The following is a 21632-nucleotide window of genomic DNA, read 5'->3' as shown; positions in this document are numbered from 1 at the left end:
TGCCGCAGCAATTTGTTACCGTTCTTTACAAATTATCAAAAAGCACTAAACGGCTTCTTTCTTTCTGGTTGTCTTGTCGCCCAATTTCTGGAACAGACCAAACTCGACTTGTTCTTCTAGATCGGCTTCAATTCCAGCAAATACGTCGCGGAAGATTGTCCGAGAACCATGCCAGAGATGACCAAAGAAGAATAACAACGCAAACGTAGCGTGTGCGAAAGTAAACCAACCGCGAGGAGAGGTACGGAATACACCGTCCGGCTTCGCGATCGCCAAATCGCCAAATCGCGTGCTTTGGTCGCCATCAAATAAGAAGGGTTCGCCTAATTGAGCTTGACGTGCATACTTCTTCACATCAGTTGGATCGGTGAAGGTTTGTCCGCCTAACTCACCGCCGTAGAAGCTAACAGTGACACCTGCTTGCTCAAAGCTGTACTTAGATTCTGCCCGACGGAAAGGAATATCCGCGCGGACAACACCATCGGCATCGGTCAAGATTACTGGAAATGTTTCAAAGAACGCAGGCATCCGACGCACAAACAATTCGCGTCCTTCAGCATCTTGAAACACCGGATGACCCAACCAAGCCAAAGCAACGCCGTTAGTTTTATTCATTGGACCTACACGGAACAAACCACCTTTAGCAGGGTTGTTACCGATGTAGTCGTAGAATGCAAGCTTTTCAGGAATTTCCGACCAAGCTTCAGATAAAGACGCTCCTTCGGCTACACTTGCTTGGACGCGGCGCTGAATTTCTTGTTTGAAATAACCATCATCCCATTGATAACGGGTAGGACCAAACAATTCGATTGGCGTGGTCGCGCTGCCGTACCACATGGTGCCAGCAACAACAAACGCAGCAAAAAAGACTGCCGCAATACTGCTAGAAAGTACCGTTTCAATGTTACCCATCCGTAGAGCTTTGTACAGCCGTTCGGGTGGTCGCACGGAAAGGTGGAATAAACCAGCAATAATACCAACAACACCCGCCGCGATATGGTGGGCGACAACGCCTCCAGGGTTAAAGGGGTTAAATCCAGCAGGTCCCCACTCTGGTGCGACAGGTTGAACGCTACCTGTTAAACCGTAAGGGTCAGACACCCACATTCCTGGACCAAATAATCCGGTAAGGTGGAACGCACCAAAACCGAAGCACAATAGACCAGATAAAAACAAGTGGATGCCAAACATTTTTGGCAAATCAAGCGCGGGTTCGCCAGTACGGGGATCTCTGAAAAGTTCTAAATCCCAATAAACCCAGTGCCAAACAGCAGCTAAGAATAACAGCCCAGAAAGGACAATATGAGCAGCAGCAACGCCTTCAAATGACCAAATACCTGGGTCAGTTACAGCACTTCCTGTAACGTTCCAGCCCCCCCAGGAACCAGTAACGCCTAAGCGCGCCATGAAGGGCAGTACGTACATTCCTTGCCGCCACATGGGGTTGAGAACCGGATCGCTGGAGTCAAAAATTGCTAATTCATACAGGGCCATAGAACCAGCCCAACCTGCAACAAGCGCAGTATGCATTAGGTGTACAGAAATCAGTCGCCCTGGATCATTCAAGACGACTGTATGTACTCGGTACCAGGGTAGTCCCATTGACTACGATCCTCCAAGGGTGAATTATGTCTACAACGCAATTTTTCAACTTTTTGTTATTACCAGGTGCTTGCCAAGAAACACAACTGTGTTGGAGTAACAAATTGTCTTCACGGCTAAGCAATGGAAGGACAAACAAAAATGAGAATTATTAAAAAAGTGTAACTATGTCCTGTGCCGATTGCAAGAGCGATCCCGTCGGGTTATTGCACAACTGATTGAATATTTGTCAATTGACACATCGCTTCGGCTGCACCTAAGCGCTCAATCACTTGTTCGGCACTTATTAAGCGTTTGAGGACAACTTGACCGATTCCTTGGGCTGTGGAGTTATTTTGAAGACTGACGATTGGTTTGACCTCTACGGTCAACACGATGTCTTCTACAGCGTACAACCACAACTTTTCGTTAGCTTCTACAAGACAAATATTTAAGCGGTTAATATCTGGTTGACGTCGCCACGCAGTTTCGTTCCACAACCCATCCGATGCCCAGACTCGGCACACCATCCAGCCATCAGTGAGAAAGAAGTATTTCATACCGTATTTCCGTAAGGCTGATCCGAATAAAGAGCAAGGGCACAGAAAAAGAATTAGAGAGTCGTCCTTTCAATCATGCTTTTTGTGAAATAGTATCACGAGCTTCTGTAATCTGTAATTGTTGCAAAATGAGAATCATCGCAACAACTTGTATTCATCTTGCTAAACCCCCGACCTCTGACCTCTGACCTCCGACCCCTTCTTTGGTATAACAATTAGAATTAAAATACTGAGTCGTTGCTGCTGCTTGAAGCCATAGCTTATGCGATCGCCCACCAATGTAGAATTTATCGACGCGTTTGATGTCATCGTTGTCGGAGCAGGTCATGCTGGTTGTGAAGCTGCTCTTGCTACCGCACGCTTGGGCTGTCGGACGCTACTCCTGACGCTCAACTTGGATAAAATTGCTTGGCAACCGTGTAATCCTGCGGTCGGAGGTCCAGCAAAATCGCAGTTGACGCACGAAGTTGATGCCTTGGGTGGGGAAATCGGCAAAATGGCAGACCGTACCTACCTGCAAAAGCGGATACTTAACTCGTCGAGAGGTCCTGCGGTGTGGGCATTACGCGCGCAAACGGATAAGCGGGAATACGCAGCCGTTATGAAAGGAATTGTCGAGAACCAAGAAAACTTGACAATTCGCGAAGCGATGGTCACAGATTTGGTATTGGGCGCAAACGATGAAGTTATTGGTGTCGAAACTTACTTCGGTGTCGGATTCAAATCTCCTACAGTGATTTTAACGACGGGGACATTTCTCGGTGGTCGCATTTGGGTTGGTAATAAATCAATGCCCGCCGGACGCGCGGGAGAATTTGCCGCCGAAGGATTGACAGAAACACTCAATCAGCTAGGGTTTGAAACTGGACGATTAAAAACAGGAACGCCAGCACGAGTTGACAAGCGATCGCTTGATTACACCCAATTAGAACCCCAACCAGGCGACTTGGAGGTACGTTGGTTCAGCTTTGACCCGAATGTGTGGGTAGAACGCGAGCAAATGCCTTGTTATCTAACGCGCACGACCGCTGCAACACATCAGTTGATTCGCGATAATCTTCATTTATCTCCAGTCTACGGCGGCTGGATCGATGCTAAAGGACCGCGCTACTGTCCCAGTATTGAAGATAAAATTGTCCGCTTTGCTGATAAAGAAAGCCATCAGATATTTATTGAACCCGAAGGGCGCGATATTCCTGAACTTTATATTCAAGGATTTTCCACAGGTTTACCCGAAGCGCTGCAACTCCAAATGCTCCGCACGCTCCCAGGGCTGGAAAACTGCGTAATGCTGCGTCCAGCGTATGCGGTGGAATACGACTATCTACCCGCAACGCAATGTTACCCAACGTTGATGACAAAGAAAATCGCGGGTTTATTCTGTGCTGGACAAATTAACGGTACAACAGGTTATGAAGAAGCCGCCGCGCAGGGAATTGTCGCTGGGATCAATGCGGCGCGTTATGTACGGCATCAAGAAATGATTGTCTTTCCCCGCGAACAAAGTTATATCGGGACGTTAGTAGACGATTTGTGTACCAAAGACCTCCGCGAACCTTATCGAATGCTGACTAGCCGTTCTGAGTATCGGTTGTTACTGCGCTCCGATAATGCCGATCAGCGGTTAACACCATTGGGGCGCGCGATTGGGTTGATTGATGACCGCAGGTGGGAACTGTTTACCCGCAAACAAGCAAACATTGCAGCGGAAAAAGAACGACTCTACACCACACGCGTGAAAGAACACGAACCTGTAGGACAAGCGATCGCCAACTCTACACAGCAAGCAATTAAAGGCTCGATTACGCTTGCTGACTTACTGCGGCGTCCTGGCTTTCATTACAAAGATCTAGAACATCATGGTTTGGGTAACTCGGATCTTGATGTTGTGGAAAAAGAAGGTGCTGAAATTGAGATTAAGTATTCCGGTTATCTGCAACGCCAGCAAAACCAGATTGACCAAATCTCGCGACAAGCACACCGCGCATTACCACCCGATCTAGATTATGCTGCGATCGAAACGCTATCAAAAGAAGCACGCGAGAAACTTGCCAAAGTTAAACCGCTGACAATTGGTCAAGCAGCGCGCATTGGTGGCGTCAACCCTGCGGATGTGAATGCGTTGCTTGTCTATCTAGAGGTACGTTCTCGTGGTCGAGCGATCGCCCAACCTTCAGTTTTAGTATCGTAGGGAAGAAGGGTAAGGAACGAGGAGCAAGGAGCGAGTGTATATAGTAGCTAGTAATGAGTGAAGAAGTTATATGTAATTCTCCCCCGACCTCTGACCCCTGACCCCTGACCCCTCATCAATGGAGTTCTTATAGTGGGCTTATTTGACGATTTCAACCGCTTTTTAGAAAACCGCTTAGAAGAATTTTTGCGTAACAATCCGCATTTGGAGTTTGAAGCGCTTTTAGAACAATTACGCGAACAAGAAGAAGATACTTTAAAGTTAATTGCGGATTTGCAATTACAAGAGAAACGCGCACAGGATGAAATTCTAGCGACTGCGCAAGAAATCCAGCGTTGGCACGTTCGTGTAGAAAAAGCAAAAGCTGCAAATCGACTCGATCTTGCGCAACCAGCACAAGAGCGCGAAGCCGCACTGTTACGCGAAGGTAATCAGCGTTGGGGTCATATGCAGGGCTTAAAAGAACGCATCACCCAAGCAAAAGAATTACTACGCCAAATTCAACAACGACGCCAAGAAGTTCAAAGTAAAGCCACAGAAGCACAAACGAACCGTGCTAACTATCAAACGCAGCAACTTTGGGAAACAGAGGGTTGGAATCGTCGGGCGCGATCGCAGGGTGCAGACGATCTCGAAGCAACGTTTCAACGATGGGAAACTCAAGAGGAGCTAGACCAGTTAAAGCGGAATATGGGAAGATAGTAGATTTTCCGTCAAGAAAATAAATTATCGGTGAGTTGGGAGGTCAGGGGTCAGAGGTCAGAGGGCGCGCAAGCCCAGACTTACGGTTCAGGGTTAAAAGCCAGCTAATGTTTCCGTAAGATCAGCGCAAACTTTACAAGCTATGAATTGATTTTCTATTATGTCCTAAGCATCTTTTCAAGTGCTACAATTTGTCGTGTCAAACTGCAAGCTACTTTGTAGGTGATTAATCAGGCTTAAGACTCAATCAACTTTTATTATGCGTTGCTGGATGCGTTTGAGACTTAGCATAGCGATCGCAATTCTTTCTAATTTCTTTGACTCACAAATACAAGACTGCTATAAAACTTTCGCGTATTCAAGTTAGTAATAACTGGCTGCTATTATCCGTTGCTCATTACCAATTACTATTTTTGTCAAGTCTGAGTGCGCTCATAAATTTTCAGGAACATTAATATAGCAGGGGTCAGCGTTAAACTCCCCTCAGGGAAACACTACGAGCCTCTATAATGTCCTAACATCTATTGACTAGGGCTATATATCCTGAGAAACAAAGGCTTTAGCTTGTGTATTTAACAGGGCGAACGATGGGACTCGAACCCACGAATGGAGGAACCACAATCCTCTGCCTTAACCACTTGGCTACGCTCGCCATCGCATTATTGATTATACCACTTTTTATTTGTAGCTTGGTTGCTCAAACAAAAAATATGAAAAATTCGCATATTATTGCCTACGTCGGAGTTGCAGCCCTCGCAGGGATAGGAATCACCATGGCTGTGACTAACCCAAGCTTGCCAGCCTACGAAGCTTATGCAGTAGAGCGGCTGACAGAATATCTCAAAAGTGACGTTTGTCCGCAAGTACCAGAGGTTTTTGGTGATTTCTTGCAGCGCAATTGCTCTAAAATTGTTGATTCGAGCCAAGCACAGATGCGGTTGATTATTACCCAAGCAACACAGCAGCAAAATTTTATTTTATTTAGTATTTACCGGACGAATCTATCGGTGAATCCTTTACTGCCGTCTTATCAATTTGAAACTGTGGGAGTTTTCAATAATTTTTACACTTATAGCGCCGAACGTCAGTAAGCTTAGCCGAGAACGCGAATGAATTCTAATGGTAATCCATCCGCATCGGCAATAAAAGCGACTTCATAACAGCGATCGCCAATTTGTTGTTGAGTCGGTTCGAGAAGTACTTTCAAAGTTTGGTATTGTTCGGGTTGCGACTGCTGGGCTTGAGTAAAGCGCTGTTCTAACGCAGTTAACCAACTGGGGAGATCGGTAGTGACAGCACTTAGATCAAACGATAAGTGATAATACCCGACATAATGCTCGTCGTTGAAAGCATCCGGTGCGGGGCGGGGTTGAGGAATTTGAATCAGTTCAATTCTGCCATTGAGTCCTTCCATCCAGCAAGCTAAGGTGTAGCCTGTGGTAAAGCGATCGCACACGGTAAACCCTAAAAGTTCGTAAAAGGCGATCGCGCGATGAATATCAGCAGTGCGAATTGAAGCGTGATGCATGGAAGTAATGCAGGTGTCTCACCCGCGTGCTATTCAAACAATCGGAAATAAGGATAGCGTACAGGGACACCAGGCTCTTTCTCCAAGTCAAAATTGATCACTTCCCAACATGGTTCCTCTTGAGGATCGGGGCTAAATTCTACGGGTAAACCGTAGAGTCTTGGTTTAGAAGCTTCTGATTGTCCTCGCCAGGGTGTACTTCGCTCTAAATAGCCACTAATGAGTTCTTGATAGCGACGGGCAATGATCACGCGAGTTGCGCGATATCCTTGCGTGTACAGGCGATCGAGCGCCTCGTGAATTTCAAAGCGAATGCCATCAGGATGCGTGTGCTGTCGATACCACTCGCTATTCCAACGTCGCCAGTGACGCCCTGATTGGAGGTGAATAAGTTCGCCAGTTTTGGGATCAGCTTCAAACGCGCCGTGACGCGGACACAAATACGTATCAGTCAAAGTCAGTGCCGGAATCGTCTGGCGACAGTGAGGACACTGAATTTCGGGACCAAAAATTGGGTATTGTAAGCCTGGGTTAATCATGTAGAGCAAAGCAGCATAAGTCTCTGTACACCAGCGCCAGTAGTTTTATTTTGACATTGCTCTAAAAAGCTGTCATACTTTTTTGCTTGCACTGTCTTTCTATCAGTTTTTACACCATGATATGCTCATAAAACAACCAAGTTTTGATTCTTTTATCCACATTCGCGGATAAATTTTGGTTGAACTGTGAGAATAATATCTATTCTACTGTGTCTGTTATATCCTACTGGAGCGATCCTGACCTTTCTGCGGCTGCTTTTGTTGCTGCCAATGCTACCGTTGTCGGTAAAGTGACACTTGGCGCTGGCGTAAGTGTTTGGTATAACGCTGTCATTCGCGGGGATGTTGAGCGGATTGAAATTGGCGAGTATACAAATATTCAGGATGGCGCGATTCTGCATGGCGATCCTGGCAAGCCCACGATTTTAGAAGATTACGTAACTGTAGGACATCGAGCAGTTGTGCATTCAGCGTATATTGAACGCGGTAGCTTGATCGGAATAGGCGCAGTCATCTTGGATGGAGTTAGGGTAGGCACAGGGAGTATTATTGGTGCTGGTGCTGTTGTGAATAAAGATGTTCCGCCGCGATCGCTGGTTGTTGGCGTTCCTGGCAAATGCATTCGTGAAGTTTCTGAAACTGAAGCCGCCGATTTAATCGCTCACGCTCATCACTACCAAAAGTTAGCGCTCGTTCATGCAGGTAAAGGCACCGATTTAGGATTCCTGCCGTAGAAAGTGCTTTGTATGCATAAAAATGCTTTAAGCACAATGCGTTTACAACAATCTTTACATAAAGAACTTGCTCGCTAAGATAACAGCGCGGGGATCTAGAAATTTTACCAATTTCGGCTAACAATAAAAGATGAGAAAATTCAAAAATCTTTAATTTCTACTTTCAAGAGGTAAAGATATGGACATCGATATGCGTGTTGCTTTTGTGTTACTTCCTGTAATTGCCGCAGCAAGTTGGGCAGTCTTCAATATTGCGCCTGCTGCAATCAAGCAAATTCAAGCTTTTTTGAACAAAGAAGCATAAGCAACTGGGGATAAAGACAAGGGAAGCGGAGAAAGATGGTTTGTTGATGATTCTACTTTTGTTAACCAATCGTTTCTCGCTCCCTCCCTCATAAATCTGATAGGTTCGGTTCAAAGCTTTTTAGCTCTCTAAATCCTCCAAATTTGGGATACTTTGAACGGCTCGGTTCCCCTACCAACTGGAGATACAGTGTCATGAAGGGGTGGCATCGAACTGATGTAGGTTAAGGGCGGTTCACCAGAGATTTAGTTAGATTTCACACTTGTCGTAGATACCGTAGCTTCGATTATGAAGTGACTAATCTCCTGCGTAGCTTTTCCGATCTGCGCTTAGCTGTGGAATTGTTAGGTTCAAATTCTAGCGCTTGCTCATAGGTTTGTAGTGCTTGAGCCGTTAAACTTTTGCGTTCGTAAGCATGACCTAAATTGTTGAGCGCGGTAATGTATTGAGGTCGATGTTTAATAGCTTCTTTGTAGTTGCGAATTGCTAAATCATACTGCTCTTGAGCAAAGTAAGCATAACCTAACCCGTTATATATAGGAGCAATATTGTCTTCTTCTTCTTGTTCGGCTGCTTTGAGTGCTTTTTGAAACAGCGAGATTGCTTGAGCGTAAACTTTCTTGTCTAAATAAATGCTTGCCAACTCATAATATTCTTGCGTTGTTCCCTTTTCCTTATTGAGCTTTTTTTGGAGCCGCGAGAGCGCATTTTCAATTTTGCGGGTTTTAAAGATCTGACGGAAAATCGTGAAGCCAGCTGCTGACAATAACACGAGTAAGATAGCCAGATAAACAATAGCTAAAGAGTTATCCATTGTCTGTAAATACAGATATTAAACGTTTTTGTTCTGTCTTTATTATTAGAGAGATAGGTGACTAGGAGCTAGTGGTGAACACTAAGAGTTCCTGCTTTTGCTTGGTTCTTTAAATTTCTGATTAATTGGTAATCCCCAATAGCTGGCGCGTTGTTGTAACCACCCTTGAGCGAAGTAACGCGCGATCGCCGCGTTTACCTGTTGTCGCAAAGCATTATATTGCAAGCCTTTGGGCATTGCGATCGCTATTGGCTCTGCTGAAAGTAATGTTGGCAAAAGGCGATATTGTGGATATTCTTGTACCCAGCCGCTTAAAACACTCGCATCAGCGGCGAAGGCATCAGCATTATTAGATTCTAAAAGTGAGTAAGCTTGTGTGTAAGAGTCAACACCGACTAATTGCGCGGATGGAATCAAATAACGAATCGTAGGAATCGTACTTGAACCATTTAAAACTGCTATTTTTCTAGCCGCAAAATCACTCAAGTTCTGTACAGACGGAACTTTTGTCACGATCGCTGTTCCATCAAAGTAGTAAGGAAGACTAAAATCCACCAACCGCGCGCGCGATTGTGTCACGGTTACATTAGCGATCGCTAGATCAACTTTATGATCTATCACTGCTGCTAAGCGATCGCGGTTGGCGACAGGTTGAAATCGAACCGCGTTAGCATTCCCTAGCAAGTCTTGAGCTAAACGCTGTGCTATGTCAATCTCTAGCCCTTGGAGGTTTCCTTGGGTATCGCGATAACTAAGTGGACGTAAATTGTCTTTCACTGCAACGATAAAATAGCCGCGTTGCTGAATTTCTGGCAAATTAGCAGCATGGGTAGCGATTGCAAATGGAATTTCCCAACGTGCAATCGCTGTGCTTGCCCTAATGTTCATGCTAGCCGTTAGAAACGAACAAATAAGAATCAGCAACTGATATTTTACTTTATCCTTGCGACTGTGCCATCTCTGCGACTTTGGCAAAACCTGTTGGATCGAGGACTGCCATTTGTGCCAACATTTTACGATTGAGTTGAACATTGGCTTTTTTCAGGTTTCCGATCAGTTGGCTGTAACTCATATCATGCTGTCTTGCCGCAGCATTGATGCGGGTAATCCACAACCGACGGAAATCACGCTTGCGCTTTTTGCGATCGCGATAGGCGCTTCGCAGTGCCTTCATCACTTGTTGATTTGCGGTGCGAAACAGAGTCGAGTGCGAACCGCGAAAACCTTTCGCTAGTTTGAGAATTTTCTTACGGCGCTTGCGCGCAACATTACCACGTTTGACGCGTGTCATAGTTTTTTCCTAAAAGTTAAATTACAAGTATGGCAGCATGAAACGGACGTTTTGCTCGTCACGTTCGTTGACGATTTCCATTTGTGAGAGGCGACGCTTTCTTGCAGAAGATTTGTGCTGTAGTAAGTGGTTTTTGAACGCTTTGCGGCGAACAATTTTTCCGCTACCAGTTGCACGAAACCTTTTTGCCGCTGCTTTTCTGGTTTTAAGTTTTGGCATGAGTTTTTATTAATTCGACACAATCTATCATCATACCATGTCGTTGCCTGTCCTGCATTAGTGTGACTTGCTAGCGTCCGCGATCTGTCGTGGGAAAGACGTAAACCTACTGTTACTTTTTTAGGATGGTGGAAATTTGTACACAATCTGTGTTAACCATCTTGGGAGTGCATTGATGAATTCGTTAACTCGACCTTTAGCTGTTGTAACTGGTGCTTCTAATGGCATTGGTTATGAGCTTGCAAAGCAGTTTGCTCAAAACGGCTTCGATCTTCTCGTCACAGCTACAGGAGAAAGTATCAATGAAGCGGCTCAAGCCTTTGAAAAGCTAGGTGCTAAGGTCAAGACAGTTCAAGCTGATCTTGCTACTTATGATGGTGTTGAGGCGCTTTACAGCCAAATTAAAGCAATAGGACAACCTGTGGAAGCGATCGCAATTAACGCGGGTGTTGGTGTCGGTGGTGATTTTGCCCGCGAGACTGACTTGCAGGACGAACTTAATTTAATCAACCTCAATGTTGTATCGTCCGTTCATCTTGCTAAGCGAGTAGTAAAAGATATGGTGGAGCGTAGCAAAGGAAAAATTTTGTTCACCTCATCAATCGCAGCGCTGATGCCTGGACCTTTTGAGGCAGTTTATGCGGCATCTAAAGCGTTTGTGCATTCGTTTGCTGAGGGATTGCGCAACGAGCTAAAAGACACAGGCGTTACTGTAACTTCCCTCATGCCTGGACCAACTGATACTAACTTCTTCCATCGCGCTGGTATGGATGACACTAAGGCAGGTGCGAGCAAAAAGGACGATCCGGCCGAGGTTGCTAAGCAAGGGTTTGAGGCACTAATGGCGGGTAAGGATTCTGTTATCGCTGGTTCAGTGATGACCAAGATTCAAGGCAATGTCAGTAAAGTCTTACCGGATACTATCGCGGCTGAGCAGCACCGCCAACTAACTGAGCCTGGCTCGGCATGATCGTTATTACTCAGTAGGTCGGTTGCAAATCCCCCACAAGTGGGGGACTTAAACTTCAGAATCCCCCAGAATTGGGGGCAGGGGGGCGTAAGGGATCTATGCAGGAAGTCTAACAAACCTTGTGTATGAATTGCAGATACCCTTTGAAACTCAGAGTTAGGCAAAATTGACAAAGGGCGGAAGACCTCCGCCCAGCACCTCGTATGTAATTTCACGCACTTAGAACTAATGAAACTCCCGTATTTATACGCAAGAAACTTCTTTTGTCTAGCAGTGAATTTATCAAGCTTAAAGTGCTAAATTAAGCGGCGTGCGCCTTGAATCAAATAATCACAAATTATTTAATCGCTGAAAGCTTCTTTGATACTATCGATAGTACGTTCAACAGCATTTTTGGTATTGTCTACTGCTTTTTGAGTGCGAGCCGCGTCTTCTTCTGCTCTTTTCTCAATACGAGCCGCGTCTTTTTTTGCTCTACGTTCAACGAAATTACCATCGCCGTCGGTTGCTTCTTCTACACGCTTAGCATTTTTCTTTGCTGTTTCTTCAACGCGATCTGCGGTATCTCGAATGAAGCCCTTAGCACGTCCAGCATCTTCTTGCACTTTGTCTTGTGCTTGATCTCCTAGATCGGCTGCGATTAAGGTTGCATGGGGAGCAGCGATCGCATCAGTATTTAAGAAAGTACCCTGCCAAACAAAGGCGATCGCAGCGAGAAATAGCACGGTTGCTATTGTGCGTCCTACTGCGGCAAGCCGTTTTGTGAAGTGACTTAGTTTCATAGAATACAATTCCATTAAATTTGGCATCCTAGTTTTACTTCATTTGGCTCATCGGCTAAATCGCGCTCTAGATAGAGGTTTTCCTATGATAGGTTGTTAAACAAATTCACTCTTTTGATAGACCAAGAGTATTGCAAATAACAAGTTTATGACTTGCGCAATCTTAGTGGTTGAATCAGAACCAAGACTTGGGGGGCTTCCCCCCATTCCCCCAAAGCCCCTCCAAAAAAGCGGCTACTCATGAAGCAGTAATTGTTCTGGGTAGCTGCTGCGTAAGTCCTGAAGTTAATAAATGACGGCAAGAAGCATTAATACAAATTGCAGATTTTTTTGAGCAGCAAAACACGGAGAACACTACAAAATGGATGTTAAAGCAGCAGTTGCTTTTGAAGCTGATAAACCATTGTCGATTGAAACGGTACAACTTGAAGGACCCAAATCAGGAGAAGTTTTAGTCGAGATCAAAGCGACTGGAGTATGTCATACTGATGCTTTCACGCTTTCTGGCGCCGATCCTGAAGGTTTATTTCCAGCAATTTTAGGGCATGAAGGTGCGGGTGTTGTTGTTGAGGTGGGTGCAGGAGTGACTAGCCTCAAAGTTGGCGATCGCGTTATTCCGCTCTATACTCCAGAGTGCCGCCAGTGCGAATATTGTCTCAGTCGCAAAACAAATCTTTGTCAAGCTATCCGCCCAACGCAAGGGCGTGGTGTGATGCCAGATGGGACAAGCCGCTTTTCGCTTGATGGCACGATGCTCCACCACTACATGGGAACCTCCACTTTTGCTAATTATACAGTTTTGCCAGAAATTGCGGTAGCTAAAATTCGCGAAGATGCGCCCTTTGATAAAGTGTGTTACATCGGTTGCGGGGTGACGACTGGTATTGGAGCGGTGATTTACACTGCCAAAGTTGAGCCAGGGGCAAAAGTCATCGTTTTTGGACTAGGCGGCATTGGTTTGAATGTCATTCAAGGCGCTCGCATGGTGGGAGCCGAAATGATTGTCGGCGTGGATATTAATCCGAGTAAGCGAGCCTTAGCTGAAAAATTCGGGATGACGCACTTTGTTAATCCGAAAGAAGTTGAAGGTGATTTAGTACCCTATCTAGTTGATCTCACAAAGGGCGGTGCTGATTATACTTTTGAATGCATTGGCAACGTGAATGTCATGCGTCAAGCATTAGAGTGCTGTCACAAAGGCTGGGGTGTCAGTGTGATTATTGGTGTCGCTGCTGCTGGTCAAGAAATTTGTACTCGTCCTTTTCAATTAGTGACGGGACGTGTTTGGAAAGGTTCGGCATTTGGCGGCGCTAGAGGGCGCACTGATGTCCCCAAAATTGTTGATTGGTATATGGAAGGCAAAATTAACATTGATGACTTGATTACGCACACTATGCCATTAGAACGGATTAATGACGCGTTTGATTTAATGCATAAAGGTGAATCGATCCGCAGTGTGGTAACGTTTTAGTTAGAAGCTAAAAAATTTAGGAGGAATAATTAATACTCCTCCTAAATTGTTAAATTTTTTTAATGTTGGCAAACTAGTAAAGAATGGTAGATGTACTAGCAATACGCCTTTACTGCTAGTATTTAGTCCAAAGTCATTTGCAAGACGTGCGAACGTCAATCCTGAAAAAAAGTTAACTTGAATTCACGTTATCGTTTGCTATTCTTGACTAACACAACCTTGCGACTTGTGTTAAAGTGTCAATTACAGATTACATTCGGTTGTGCAGTTTGTTGTTTTCACATCACAGACCTCTCTCCGAATCTAATTCTCTACATCTTTGATTCTGGAGACTTTTATGTCAATTTATGTCGGTAATCTATCTTACCAGGTAGAGCAAGAAGACCTCAAGCAAGTATTTCTTGAATATGGAGACGTTAAGAGCGTACAACTACCTACAGACCGCGAGACAGGGCGCGTAAGAGGTTTTGCTTTTGTTGAAATGGGAACAGAAGCCGAAGAAGCTGCGGCAATTGAAGCACTTGATGGTGCTGAGTGGATGGGGCGCAATCTTAAAGTAAATAAAGCTAAACCTAGAGAAGATAGATCTTCTGGTGGTGGTGGTGGAAGGCGAGGAAACGGTGGTGGCGGATACTCGCGCCGCTACTAGGGTTCGCGACCAACAAATTTTACTCTAAGGTCTTAGGGGCAGACAAAGAGTCTGCCTTTTTTATTATCTATTGGAAGAGAGAATGACCCAAATAATTCTAGGTGAAAACGAAGGCATTGACTCAGCTTTGCGTCGTTTTAAACGACAAGTATCTAAAGCAGGGATTTTCCCAGATATGCGGAAAAATCGTCACTTTGAGACACCAATTGAAAAACGCAAGCGCAAAGAACTTACCAAGCACAAGCAACGCAAGCAAGGAAAGCGTCGCTATTGAAGTCAGTGGAAAAGAGAGCGCGATCGCCGCTTAGTCTAAAATCAGATCGACGCTTATCTAAACCTGTTTGACATGGCTGCATCGCTCAAACTAACAAGTGAATATCGCTGTTTTGATGGTACTGTCGGCTTTTATCGCCATCAGTCGGAAACTTGCAACATTGAAATGCGTTTTGCTGTATACCAACCGCCGCAAGCAAAGTCGCAACGAGTTCCAGTATTGTATTTTCTTTCAGGGTTAACTTGCACCGAAGAAAACTTCATCGTCAAAGCAGGGGCGCAGCGTTACGCAGCTGAATATGGATTAATGTTAGTTGTCCCTGATACTAGCCCCAGGAATACGGGAATTGCAGGCGAAGATGAGGACTGGGACTTTGGGACAGGTGCAGGTTTTTATGTTGATGCGACAGAAGTTCCGTGGCGATCGCATTATCAAATGTACAGTTACATCGTGCGCGAATTACCTGCACTCATTGCCGAGAATTTCTCAGTACAACCAGAACAAGGAATTTTTGGTCATTCAATGGGGGGACATGGGGCGCTTGTATGCGCGTTGCGTAACCCCGATCGATACCAGTCTGTTTCTGCGTTTGCGCCAATTGTTGCACCGATGCAGTGTCCTTGGGGTGAAAAAGCTTTGTCGCGTTATTTGGGTACAGATCGCAAAAGTTGGCGTACCTATGATGCAACGGAATTAGTACTGAAGGCAAACTATCAACGTCCGATACTGATCGATCAAGGTACTGCGGATAAATTTTTAGTCGATCAACTCAAGCCAGAATTATTTGCAAGCGCGTGCGCCAAAGCTAACCAACCGTTAAACTTACGGATGCAACCTGGTTACGACCATAGTTATTACTTTATTGCTACTTTTATAGAAGACCACATTCGTCATCATGCTGCTGCACTGTTGAATTAATTGTTCCTACGTTCGTAGGAGTGCGTGTTATGTCCTCTACACAAGATGAAAATAAGAAGGCGATCGCCACCAAGCGCGGTAAATTACCATCGAAGTGGATCGTTTGGTTAGGCAAGTTTGTTTGGACAAATCTTTGGCATATGATGATGTCAAAGCTAGCGCCACGCGATCGCGCAGGTGCGTACATTCGTCCTAACAGCGAGTTTCGCAACTTTATAGGTGCAGCAGAGGGAAATTCGTATCCACCTTTTTCAGGACGCTATCAACTTTATGTTGGGTTAGGATGTCCGTGGGCGCATCGGACGCTGGTTGTACGGGCGTTGAAAGGATTGGAAGATGCGATCTCAGTCTCTACCGTGTCTCCTTCACCGCTGGAAGGCGGTTGGATACTTGACAAAGAAGAAAACGGCTGTCGCACCCTAGGGCAAGTGTATCAGTTAGCAAAACCTGGATATGGTGGACGTTCTACCGTGCCTGTATTGTGGGATAAACAGACGAAGACGATTGTGAATAACGAGAGTTCTGAAATTATAGTGATGTTGAACTCACAATTCAATCAAGTTGCAAAGCATCCCACACGCGATCTTTACCCTGAACAACTGCGCGAAAAAATTGATTGGTGGAATGAGAAGATTTATCATGCAGTCAATAACGGCGTGTACCGTTGTGGTTTTGCACAAACGCAGGAAGCTTATGAACAAGCTTGCAATGAGCTATTTGCTACTTTAGATGAAATTGATACCGCATTAGATTCAAATCGATATCTTTGTGGTGACAGTGTAACCCTCGCGGATGTGCGTCTATTTACAACATTGTTTCGCTTTGATGTCGTTTACTACGGTTTATTTAAATGTAACCGTCGCCGCATTCAAGATTATCCCAATCTAGGACCTTACTTGCGCGACTTGTATCAGTTGCCAGGCGTGGCTGAAACATGCGATTTAGAAGCTGTCAAGCAAGACTACTACGGTAATTTATTTCCCCTCAATCCTGGTGGAATTATTCCTTGTGGTCCTGAAGTAAATCTTTTAGAACCACATAATCGCGAAAAAGTTGGTCACACAAAGGTGATAGGTAATTGGTAACTGGTAATTAAACCTCCTGCATGAATGCTTGACGAATAAATTCGCAGCCAAACAAAAGACAATCTGGCATCGCTGAATCAATGTATGAATCGTTAAGCAACCGCACTTGTATAAGCCCCCTAAATCCACGCCACTTGCTACAACGGAGGACACCTCCGCAACGCAGTGGCTCCCCACACGTGAGGGACTTTGAAAAATTTGATTCCCCCAGAGTTGAGATAAGGGGGCAAATCATACTCCTATTCAGCAACATCAGACAATCTACCAATGTGAACTTATTGATAAAAGTCTTGCTTCAATGTACGAAAGTACACTTTGCTTGAGTAGCCCCTGACTTCAGTCAGAGGGCGTTTGTGATTCATGCAAGAAGTCTATTGGTGTTTCTAACTTTTAAATAAGTATTGTCTAGTTCACTAATCACTAACCACTGACACTAAGATGGGGTGAATCACAGATTGTATAACGTTTTGCTTCCTGCTCAGTTTAGACTTTTATTTATTGATTAAATTAATTACAGTATAGGCTGATACCAAATAATGACACAAACGATTTCAATCAACGACAAGCAGCGTCTGCAACTTGCCCCTTTAGAGATGCCGAATCGCCTGCTATTAGGACCAGGACCATCAAACGCGCATCCTGATGTGTTGCAAGCGATGAATAAAAAGCCCGTAGGACATCTCGATCCCACCTTTTTGGCGCTGATGGATGAAATTCAGTCGCTACTACGCTATGTGTGGCAAACAGAAAATCCCTTGACGATCGCAGTCAGTGGAACGGGAACTGCGGCGATGGAAGCCACAATTGCAAATTCAGTAGAACCTGGTGATGTCGTTTTAATCGGTGTCAGTGGTTATTTTGGCAATCGTTTGGTCGATATGGCAGGGCGCTATGGTGCAGATGTCCGCACAATAACCAAACCTTGGGGACAAGTTTTCTCCTTAGAAGAATTGCGAACTGCTGTAGAAACGCATCGCCCAGCGATTTTAGCACTGGTTCATGCCGAAACATCTACAGGTGCAAGGCAACCTTTAGAAGGCGTTGGCGAGTTGTGTAGCGAGTTCGACTGTTTATTACTCGTAGATACTGTCACAAGTCTTGGTGGCGTACCAATTTTTTTAGATGCTTGGGGTGTTGACCTCGCGTATAGTTGTAGCCAGAAAGGTTTAGGATGTCCGCCAGGGGCTTCGCCTTTTACAATGAGTGCAAGGGCGATGGAGAAGTTGCAGCAGCGTCAGAATAAGGTAGCAAACTGGTATCTCGATATGACTTTGTTAGGTAAGTATTGGGGTCAAGAACGCGTTTATCACCACACAGCGCCGATTAATTTATACTATGCCTTGCGGGAAGCTTTGCGTTTAGTTGCCGAAGAAGGATTAGCAAACTGTTGGCAACGCCATCAAAAAAACGTCGAGTACCTCTGGGAAGGATTAGAAGATCTAGGACTAAAGCTACACGTCGAACGCGAGTTTCGATTACCCACTCTCACAACTGTGTGTATTCCCGAAGGTGTTGATGGTAAGGCAGTGGCTCGACAGTTATTAAATGAGTACAATATCGAGATTGGCGGTGGTTTGGGTGAATTAGCTGGTAAAGTTTGGCGTGTAGGATTGATGGGCATTAATAGCCGTAAAGAAAGTGTCGATCAACTTTTAGGTGCTTTACGGCAAGTTTTACCACATTAAGATTCACAAGTTGAATACAGGCGTAAAAGCATCTTCGCCTGTATCTCATGATTTGTTAGTGCAAAACTGCAAGCTTATTGAGAGAAAAAACCAACAAGTAAAAGAGGTATGAAAATTAATGCAGACACAACAACAAGAAGAGTTCCTGCATCAACATCAATTTCATTAACTTCATCATCATTTCTCTTTGGTATGGGCATCGCGCACCTCCTAAGAGTAAGTATATTAACTTAGGGTAAAGGATTCTTGCGCATTTCTTAAACCCTAAATAGGTAGAGAATTGTGAAGGTAAGGTGCGATCGCTACAAATTAGCTTAATCTCATTGGAAATTGATTTGCAGTTAGTATTTCACAATGCTTGGGCAATCTGAATCTATAAAGGTTCAGCTAGTTATTGCATGAAATACGATCCTGAAAAACACCATCGCCGCTCAATTCGCCTAAAAGGATATGATTACTCTTCAGTAGGTGCCTATTTTATTACAATCTGTACACATCAACGAAGATGTTTGTTTGGAGTAATTAGAAACGGGGTCATGGAGTTAAATGCGTATGGACAAATTGTAGCAGAATGTTGGCAACAAATTCCACAACATTTTTCCAGAGTTCAATTAGATGCATTTGTGGTAATGCCCAATCACGTTCATGGAATTTTGATGATAACCAACAACGGTAGGGACATGGCAATAACCAATGACGGTAGGGACATGGCAATGCCATGTCCCTACCAGGGTAAATTCGGCAAACCAATTCCAGGATCATTACCCACGATGATTGGTTCATTCAAATCCGCCGCCACCAAACGCATCAACATTATCCGCAGCGCCCCCAAAACCCCTGTTTGGCAAAAAAATTATTACGAACGCATTATTCACGACAAATCATCGTTACCAAGAGTACGTCATTACATCCAAATGAACCCTATCGCTTGGGAAAACGATCGCTTACATCCGCAAAATCCCGACTAATCGATAGGGTAGACTAATCTACCCTAATTGTCATTTTAAAACCGAGAAATCTTAGACTTTAAACTTCTCAGTAATCCGCTTCATAGCTTCTTCGACATTCTCGCGACTATTGAATGCAGAAATACGGAAATACCCTTCACCTGCTGCACCAAAACCCGAACCAGGAGTTCCGACTACATTGCAAGTATGCAGCAATTTATCAAAGAAATCCCAACTTGAAAGATTATTCGGTGTTTGTACCCAAACATAAGGCGCATTTACACCACCATACACGGCGATTCCAGCGGCGGTGAGTTGTTCGCGGATGATTTTGGCATTTTCGAGATAAAAGCTTACCAAGGCTTTAATTTGCGCTTGTCCTTCATCAGAATATACCGCTTCTGCACCGCGTTGCACGATATAAGAGACGCCATTGAACTTTGTTGATTGACGGCGGTTCCACAGTTTCCACAATTCTACATCCGAACCATCCGCAGCTTTGGCGGTGAGTGTTTTGGGAACAACTGTTAATGCACAACGAGTTCCCGTAAAACCTGCATTTTTAGAAAAAGAACGAAATTCGATCGCACAATCTCGCGCCCCGTCAATTTCATAAATCGAATGCGGTAATTCTGGCTCGGTGATATAAGCTTCGTAGGCAGCATCAAAGAAGATAATGGAGTTATGCGCTTTGGCGTAGTCTACCCAGGATTTGAGGTGTTCTTTCGTCGCGGTTGCACCTGTAGGGTTATTGGGGAAGCACAGATAAATTAAATCAACTTTTTGCGTGGGAATTTCAGCAGTAAAGTTATTTTCTGCGGTAATTGGCAGATAGACTAAACCTGCATATTCGCCTTTATCATTAATTTCACCCGTATGCCCTGCCATGACATTGGTATCGACATACACAGGATAAACAGGATCGGTGACAGCGATCGCATTATCATCACCAAAAATATCAAGAATGTTGCCTGTATCGCACTTAGAACCATCAGAAATAAAGATTTCGGAAGCATCAATATCGCATCCACGTGCTTGAAAGTCATGCGTGGCAATTTTTTCCCTTAACCAAGCATAACCTTGTTCCGGACCATAGCCTTTAAAGGTCGCGCGATCGCCCATTTCTTCCACCGCTTTGATCATCGCGCTGCGGCACGCTTGTGGTAATGGTTCAGTAACATCTCCAATTCCCAATCGAATAATATTCGCTTCTGGATTCGCGTCAGCAAAAGCATTCACGCGTCGGGCAATTTCTGGAAATAGGTAGCCTGCTTTGAGTTTGAGATAGTTATCGTTAATCGTTGCCATGTAGAATCGCCTTGAATACCGTAGAATAGCTTACTGCCAATTATCCCTAATCGAGGAGTGAGGGAGAGATGATGAGAGTGTATTTTTTGGTTCCAGGAACAGGTGGTAAATTTGCGTGTGGTGGACTTTGGGCGGAGTTAAAAACCTTGCACTTGGTAAAGCAGGTGTGTCACGCAGAAGTTGTCACATACCGCCAAAAAGAAAAAGATACGCTGTTTCTCGATGATTTATTACAAAAAAACTTAGATGATGTAATTTTTGTGATTAGTTGGGGATTTGATATTCCAAAACTTGCGCGTAAACTAGCAGCTTATAACGTTGTTTATCATGCTCATAGTACAGGTTACGCATTCAAGTTGCCTGCAAGTATTCCAATTATTACAGTTAGCCGAAACACAATGGGATATTGGGGACAATATGCACCCAATTCGTTAATTTACTATTTACCCAATCAAATATCTGAAGAGTTTCAAAATTTACACATAGAACGTGATATTGATGTCTTAGTTCAAGCCCGAAAGTCTTCGCATTATCTACTACAGCAACTAATTCCCGCCTTAAAACAGCAATGTAATGTTGTTGTTGTTGATTCTTATGTAGAAGATTTAGCAGGATTATTCAATCGTGCTAAGGTTTATCTTTATGACTCGGCTGAATATTGGGCAACACAAGGTGTTAGCGAGGGCTTTGGACTGCAACCAATGGAAGCTATGGCGTGTGGTTGTCAAGTTTTCTCTAGTATTAATGGTGGACTTTCTGATTACTTAGATCCAGGTTTCAACTGCTATAAGATTGCTGGGTATGCGCAAGATTATGATATTAAAAGGATTTTAAAAGCAATAGGAACATCAGCAGCGGTTACACTACCTGAATCATTTTTTGCAGAATATCGAACTCAAAATATTCTAAAACGCTTGCAAACCATTTTAGAGGATATCAACGAGTTTTTTGATTGTAAAAAACACTTATCTAGTAATATTCAAGACTTAACAACTACACGTATAGTACAACTAAGAATCCAGCGAGTATTAAATAAGCTAAAAAATAAGTTTTGATTTTTTGAATTAATTATACTCCCAA

Annotated in this window: 25 protein-coding genes and 1 tRNA gene; 14 read left to right on the top strand and 12 right to left on the bottom strand. The window is 44.3% G+C overall.

What is annotated here, in order from left to right; genetic code table 11:
- Window positions 1-45 precede the first annotated feature (45 nt).
- Entirely contained in the window at window positions 46-1602 is a 1557-nt protein-coding gene (psbB, locus tag GLO7428_RS10165) for a photosystem II chlorophyll-binding protein CP47 (RefSeq protein WP_015188475.1), read from the bottom strand.
- A gap of 203 nt (window positions 1603-1805) precedes the next feature.
- Window positions 1806-2141, bottom strand: coding sequence for a hypothetical protein (locus tag GLO7428_RS10160; RefSeq protein ID WP_015188474.1), 336 nt, complete (start codon window positions 2139-2141; stop codon window positions 1806-1808).
- Between the two features lie 262 nt (window positions 2142-2403).
- Here GLO7428_RS10160 and mnmG point away from each other — a divergent pair, with 262 nt between their 5' ends.
- Both mnmG and GLO7428_RS10150 read left to right on the top strand, forming a co-directional pair.
- Window positions 2404-4332 (top strand): tRNA uridine-5-carboxymethylaminomethyl(34) synthesis enzyme MnmG, encoded by a 1929-nt coding sequence (mnmG, locus tag GLO7428_RS10155; protein ID WP_015188473.1) that lies wholly within the window; start codon window positions 2404-2406, stop codon window positions 4330-4332.
- 129 nt (window positions 4333-4461) lie between these two features.
- Entirely contained in the window at window positions 4462-5034 is a 573-nt protein-coding gene (locus GLO7428_RS10150; protein WP_196797577.1) for a TIGR04376 family protein, read from the top strand.
- Window positions 5035-5613: 579 nt separating this feature from the next.
- Here GLO7428_RS10150 and GLO7428_RS10145 read toward each other — a convergent pair.
- Window positions 5614-5686: transfer RNA gene (locus tag GLO7428_RS10145), tRNA-His, on the bottom strand.
- A gap of 58 nt (window positions 5687-5744) precedes the next feature.
- On the opposite strand from GLO7428_RS10145, the gene GLO7428_RS10140 reads away from it, so the two are divergent.
- Window positions 5745-6125, top strand: coding sequence for a DUF4359 domain-containing protein (locus GLO7428_RS10140; RefSeq protein WP_015188471.1), 381 nt, complete (start codon window positions 5745-5747; stop codon window positions 6123-6125).
- 2 nt (window positions 6126-6127) lie between these two features.
- Here GLO7428_RS10140 and GLO7428_RS10135 read toward each other — a convergent pair whose 3' ends face one another.
- Together GLO7428_RS10135 and GLO7428_RS10130 are read right to left on the bottom strand one after the other, a co-directional pair.
- Window positions 6128-6562 (bottom strand): VOC family protein, encoded by a 435-nt coding sequence (locus GLO7428_RS10135; protein WP_015188470.1) that lies wholly within the window; start codon window positions 6560-6562, stop codon window positions 6128-6130.
- Between the two features lie 29 nt (window positions 6563-6591).
- Window positions 6592-7101: a TIGR02652 family protein gene (locus GLO7428_RS10130; protein WP_015188469.1), complete on the bottom strand. Its 510-nt coding sequence runs from the start codon at window positions 7099-7101 to the stop codon at window positions 6592-6594.
- Window positions 7102-7310: 209 nt separating this feature from the next.
- On the opposite strand from GLO7428_RS10130, the gene GLO7428_RS10125 reads away from it, so the two are divergent.
- Both GLO7428_RS10125 and GLO7428_RS10120 read left to right on the top strand, forming a co-directional pair.
- Entirely contained in the window at window positions 7311-7835 is a 525-nt protein-coding gene (locus tag GLO7428_RS10125) for a gamma carbonic anhydrase family protein (RefSeq protein WP_015188468.1), read from the top strand.
- A gap of 184 nt (window positions 7836-8019) precedes the next feature.
- On the top strand, window positions 8020-8139 hold the full coding sequence (locus GLO7428_RS10120) for a photosystem II protein Y (RefSeq protein WP_196797575.1): 120 nt from the start codon (window positions 8020-8022) through the stop codon (window positions 8137-8139).
- 286 nt (window positions 8140-8425) lie between these two features.
- Here GLO7428_RS10120 and GLO7428_RS10115 read toward each other — a convergent pair whose 3' ends face one another.
- The 4 genes from GLO7428_RS10115 to rpmI form a co-directional block, all read right to left on the bottom strand.
- Complete coding sequence (locus GLO7428_RS10115) at window positions 8426-8953, bottom strand: tetratricopeptide repeat protein (protein ID WP_015188466.1); 528 nt, start codon at window positions 8951-8953, stop codon at window positions 8426-8428.
- Window positions 8954-9034: 81 nt separating this feature from the next.
- Entirely contained in the window at window positions 9035-9841 is an 807-nt protein-coding gene (locus tag GLO7428_RS10110; RefSeq protein WP_015188465.1) for a transporter substrate-binding domain-containing protein, read from the bottom strand.
- A 49-nt stretch (window positions 9842-9890) separates the two neighbouring features.
- Complete coding sequence (rplT, locus tag GLO7428_RS10105; RefSeq protein ID WP_015188464.1) at window positions 9891-10244, bottom strand: 50S ribosomal protein L20; 354 nt, start codon at window positions 10242-10244, stop codon at window positions 9891-9893.
- Between the two features lie 21 nt (window positions 10245-10265).
- Window positions 10266-10463 carry a 50S ribosomal protein L35 gene (rpmI, locus tag GLO7428_RS10100; protein WP_041918586.1) on the bottom strand — a complete coding sequence of 66 codons (198 nt, stop codon included), beginning with the start codon at window positions 10461-10463 and terminating at the stop codon, window positions 10266-10268.
- Window positions 10464-10638: 175 nt separating this feature from the next.
- On the opposite strand from rpmI, the gene GLO7428_RS10095 reads away from it, so the two are divergent.
- On the top strand, window positions 10639-11433 hold the full coding sequence (locus GLO7428_RS10095) for an SDR family oxidoreductase (RefSeq protein WP_015188463.1): 795 nt from the start codon (window positions 10639-10641) through the stop codon (window positions 11431-11433).
- 341 nt (window positions 11434-11774) lie between these two features.
- Here GLO7428_RS10095 and GLO7428_RS10090 read toward each other — a convergent pair whose 3' ends face one another.
- The gene (locus tag GLO7428_RS10090) at window positions 11775-12215 is read right to left on the bottom strand and encodes a hypothetical protein (RefSeq protein WP_041918584.1); all 441 of its coding nucleotides are present in this window, start codon (window positions 12213-12215) and stop codon (window positions 11775-11777) included.
- A 361-nt stretch (window positions 12216-12576) separates the two neighbouring features.
- Here GLO7428_RS10090 and GLO7428_RS10085 point away from each other — a divergent pair, with 361 nt between their 5' ends.
- From GLO7428_RS10085 to GLO7428_RS10060, 6 genes are all read left to right on the top strand, one after another.
- Window positions 12577-13686, top strand: a complete 1110-nt coding sequence (locus GLO7428_RS10085) for an S-(hydroxymethyl)glutathione dehydrogenase/class III alcohol dehydrogenase (RefSeq protein WP_015188461.1) — start codon at window positions 12577-12579, stop codon at window positions 13684-13686.
- 337 nt (window positions 13687-14023) lie between these two features.
- A complete protein-coding gene (locus GLO7428_RS10080) occupies window positions 14024-14335 on the top strand; it encodes an RNA-binding protein (protein WP_015188460.1) in 312 nt (103 codons plus the stop codon).
- Between the two features lie 82 nt (window positions 14336-14417).
- Window positions 14418-14609, top strand: coding sequence for a 30S ribosomal protein S21 (gene rpsU / locus GLO7428_RS10075; RefSeq protein WP_015188459.1), 192 nt, complete (start codon window positions 14418-14420; stop codon window positions 14607-14609).
- Window positions 14610-14681: 72 nt separating this feature from the next.
- On the top strand, window positions 14682-15527 hold the full coding sequence (gene fghA, locus GLO7428_RS10070) for an S-formylglutathione hydrolase (protein ID WP_015188458.1): 846 nt from the start codon (window positions 14682-14684) through the stop codon (window positions 15525-15527).
- 29 nt (window positions 15528-15556) lie between these two features.
- On the top strand, window positions 15557-16612 hold the full coding sequence (locus GLO7428_RS10065; RefSeq protein WP_015188457.1) for a glutathione S-transferase family protein: 1056 nt from the start codon (window positions 15557-15559) through the stop codon (window positions 16610-16612).
- A gap of 536 nt (window positions 16613-17148) precedes the next feature.
- A complete protein-coding gene (locus tag GLO7428_RS10060; protein ID WP_015188456.1) occupies window positions 17149-18297 on the top strand; it encodes an alanine--glyoxylate aminotransferase family protein in 1149 nt (382 codons plus the stop codon).
- A gap of 74 nt (window positions 18298-18371) precedes the next feature.
- On the opposite strand, the gene GLO7428_RS29430 is transcribed toward GLO7428_RS10060, so the two are convergent.
- Window positions 18372-18497, bottom strand: coding sequence for a hypothetical protein (locus GLO7428_RS29430; RefSeq protein ID WP_015188455.1), 126 nt, complete (start codon window positions 18495-18497; stop codon window positions 18372-18374).
- A 198-nt stretch (window positions 18498-18695) separates the two neighbouring features.
- On the opposite strand from GLO7428_RS29430, the gene GLO7428_RS10055 reads away from it, so the two are divergent.
- Window positions 18696-19265, top strand: a complete 570-nt coding sequence (locus tag GLO7428_RS10055; protein WP_015188454.1) for a transposase — start codon at window positions 18696-18698, stop codon at window positions 19263-19265.
- Between the two features lie 51 nt (window positions 19266-19316).
- Here the strand turns inward: GLO7428_RS10055 and GLO7428_RS10050 are convergent, their stop codons facing one another.
- Window positions 19317-20552 (bottom strand): LL-diaminopimelate aminotransferase, encoded by a 1236-nt coding sequence (locus tag GLO7428_RS10050; protein ID WP_015188453.1) that lies wholly within the window; start codon window positions 20550-20552, stop codon window positions 19317-19319.
- A 68-nt stretch (window positions 20553-20620) separates the two neighbouring features.
- Here GLO7428_RS10050 and GLO7428_RS10045 point away from each other — a divergent pair, with 68 nt between their 5' ends.
- On the top strand, window positions 20621-21607 hold the full coding sequence (locus GLO7428_RS10045; protein WP_015188452.1) for a glycosyltransferase: 987 nt from the start codon (window positions 20621-20623) through the stop codon (window positions 21605-21607).
- Window positions 21608-21632: the final 25 nt, after the last annotated feature.

The sequence above is a fragment of the Gloeocapsa sp. PCC 7428 genome (assembly GCF_000317555.1).
GTDB lineage: Bacteria > Cyanobacteriota > Cyanobacteriia > Cyanobacteriales > Chroococcidiopsidaceae > Chroogloeocystis.
The sequence above is the reverse complement of the archived record's forward strand: the minus strand, read 5'-3'. Positions and strand labels throughout refer to the sequence as shown.

Excerpts from the sequence above, each read along its gene's own strand:
- psbB (WP_015188475.1), bottom strand. The coding sequence starts at position 1,602 with ATGGGACTACCCTGGTACCGAGTACATACAGTCGTCTTGAATGATCCA.
- GLO7428_RS10160 (WP_015188474.1), bottom strand. The coding sequence starts at position 2,141 with ATGAAATACTTCTTTCTCACTGATGGCTGGATGGTGTGCCGAGTCTGG.
- mnmG (WP_015188473.1), top strand. The coding sequence starts at position 2,404 with ATGCGATCGCCCACCAATGTAGAATTTATCGACGCGTTTGATGTCATC.
- GLO7428_RS10140 (WP_015188471.1), top strand. The coding sequence starts at position 5,745 with ATGAAAAATTCGCATATTATTGCCTACGTCGGAGTTGCAGCCCTCGCA.
- GLO7428_RS10135 (WP_015188470.1), bottom strand. The coding sequence starts at position 6,562 with ATGCATCACGCTTCAATTCGCACTGCTGATATTCATCGCGCGATCGCC.
- GLO7428_RS10130 (WP_015188469.1), bottom strand. The coding sequence starts at position 7,101 with ATGATTAACCCAGGCTTACAATACCCAATTTTTGGTCCCGAAATTCAG.
- GLO7428_RS10115 (WP_015188466.1), bottom strand. The coding sequence starts at position 8,953 with ATGGATAACTCTTTAGCTATTGTTTATCTGGCTATCTTACTCGTGTTA.
- GLO7428_RS10110 (WP_015188465.1), bottom strand. The coding sequence starts at position 9,841 with ATGAACATTAGGGCAAGCACAGCGATTGCACGTTGGGAAATTCCATTT.
- rplT (WP_015188464.1), bottom strand. The coding sequence starts at position 10,244 with ATGACACGCGTCAAACGTGGTAATGTTGCGCGCAAGCGCCGTAAGAAA.
- rpmI (WP_041918586.1), bottom strand. The coding sequence starts at position 10,463 with ATGCCAAAACTTAAAACCAGAAAAGCAGCGGCAAAAAGGTTTCGTGCA.
- GLO7428_RS10095 (WP_015188463.1), top strand. The coding sequence starts at position 10,639 with ATGAATTCGTTAACTCGACCTTTAGCTGTTGTAACTGGTGCTTCTAAT.
- GLO7428_RS10090 (WP_041918584.1), bottom strand. The coding sequence starts at position 12,215 with ATGAAACTAAGTCACTTCACAAAACGGCTTGCCGCAGTAGGACGCACA.
- GLO7428_RS10085 (WP_015188461.1), top strand. The coding sequence starts at position 12,577 with ATGGATGTTAAAGCAGCAGTTGCTTTTGAAGCTGATAAACCATTGTCG.
- GLO7428_RS10080 (WP_015188460.1), top strand. The coding sequence starts at position 14,024 with ATGTCAATTTATGTCGGTAATCTATCTTACCAGGTAGAGCAAGAAGAC.
- rpsU (WP_015188459.1), top strand. The coding sequence starts at position 14,418 with ATGACCCAAATAATTCTAGGTGAAAACGAAGGCATTGACTCAGCTTTG.
- fghA (WP_015188458.1), top strand. The coding sequence starts at position 14,682 with ATGGCTGCATCGCTCAAACTAACAAGTGAATATCGCTGTTTTGATGGT.
- GLO7428_RS10065 (WP_015188457.1), top strand. The coding sequence starts at position 15,557 with ATGTCCTCTACACAAGATGAAAATAAGAAGGCGATCGCCACCAAGCGC.
- GLO7428_RS10060 (WP_015188456.1), top strand. The coding sequence starts at position 17,149 with ATGACACAAACGATTTCAATCAACGACAAGCAGCGTCTGCAACTTGCC.
- GLO7428_RS29430 (WP_015188455.1), bottom strand. The coding sequence starts at position 18,497 with ATGCCCATACCAAAGAGAAATGATGATGAAGTTAATGAAATTGATGTT.
- GLO7428_RS10055 (WP_015188454.1), top strand. The coding sequence starts at position 18,696 with ATGAAATACGATCCTGAAAAACACCATCGCCGCTCAATTCGCCTAAAA.
- GLO7428_RS10050 (WP_015188453.1), bottom strand. The coding sequence starts at position 20,552 with ATGGCAACGATTAACGATAACTATCTCAAACTCAAAGCAGGCTACCTA.
- GLO7428_RS10045 (WP_015188452.1), top strand. The coding sequence starts at position 20,621 with ATGATGAGAGTGTATTTTTTGGTTCCAGGAACAGGTGGTAAATTTGCG.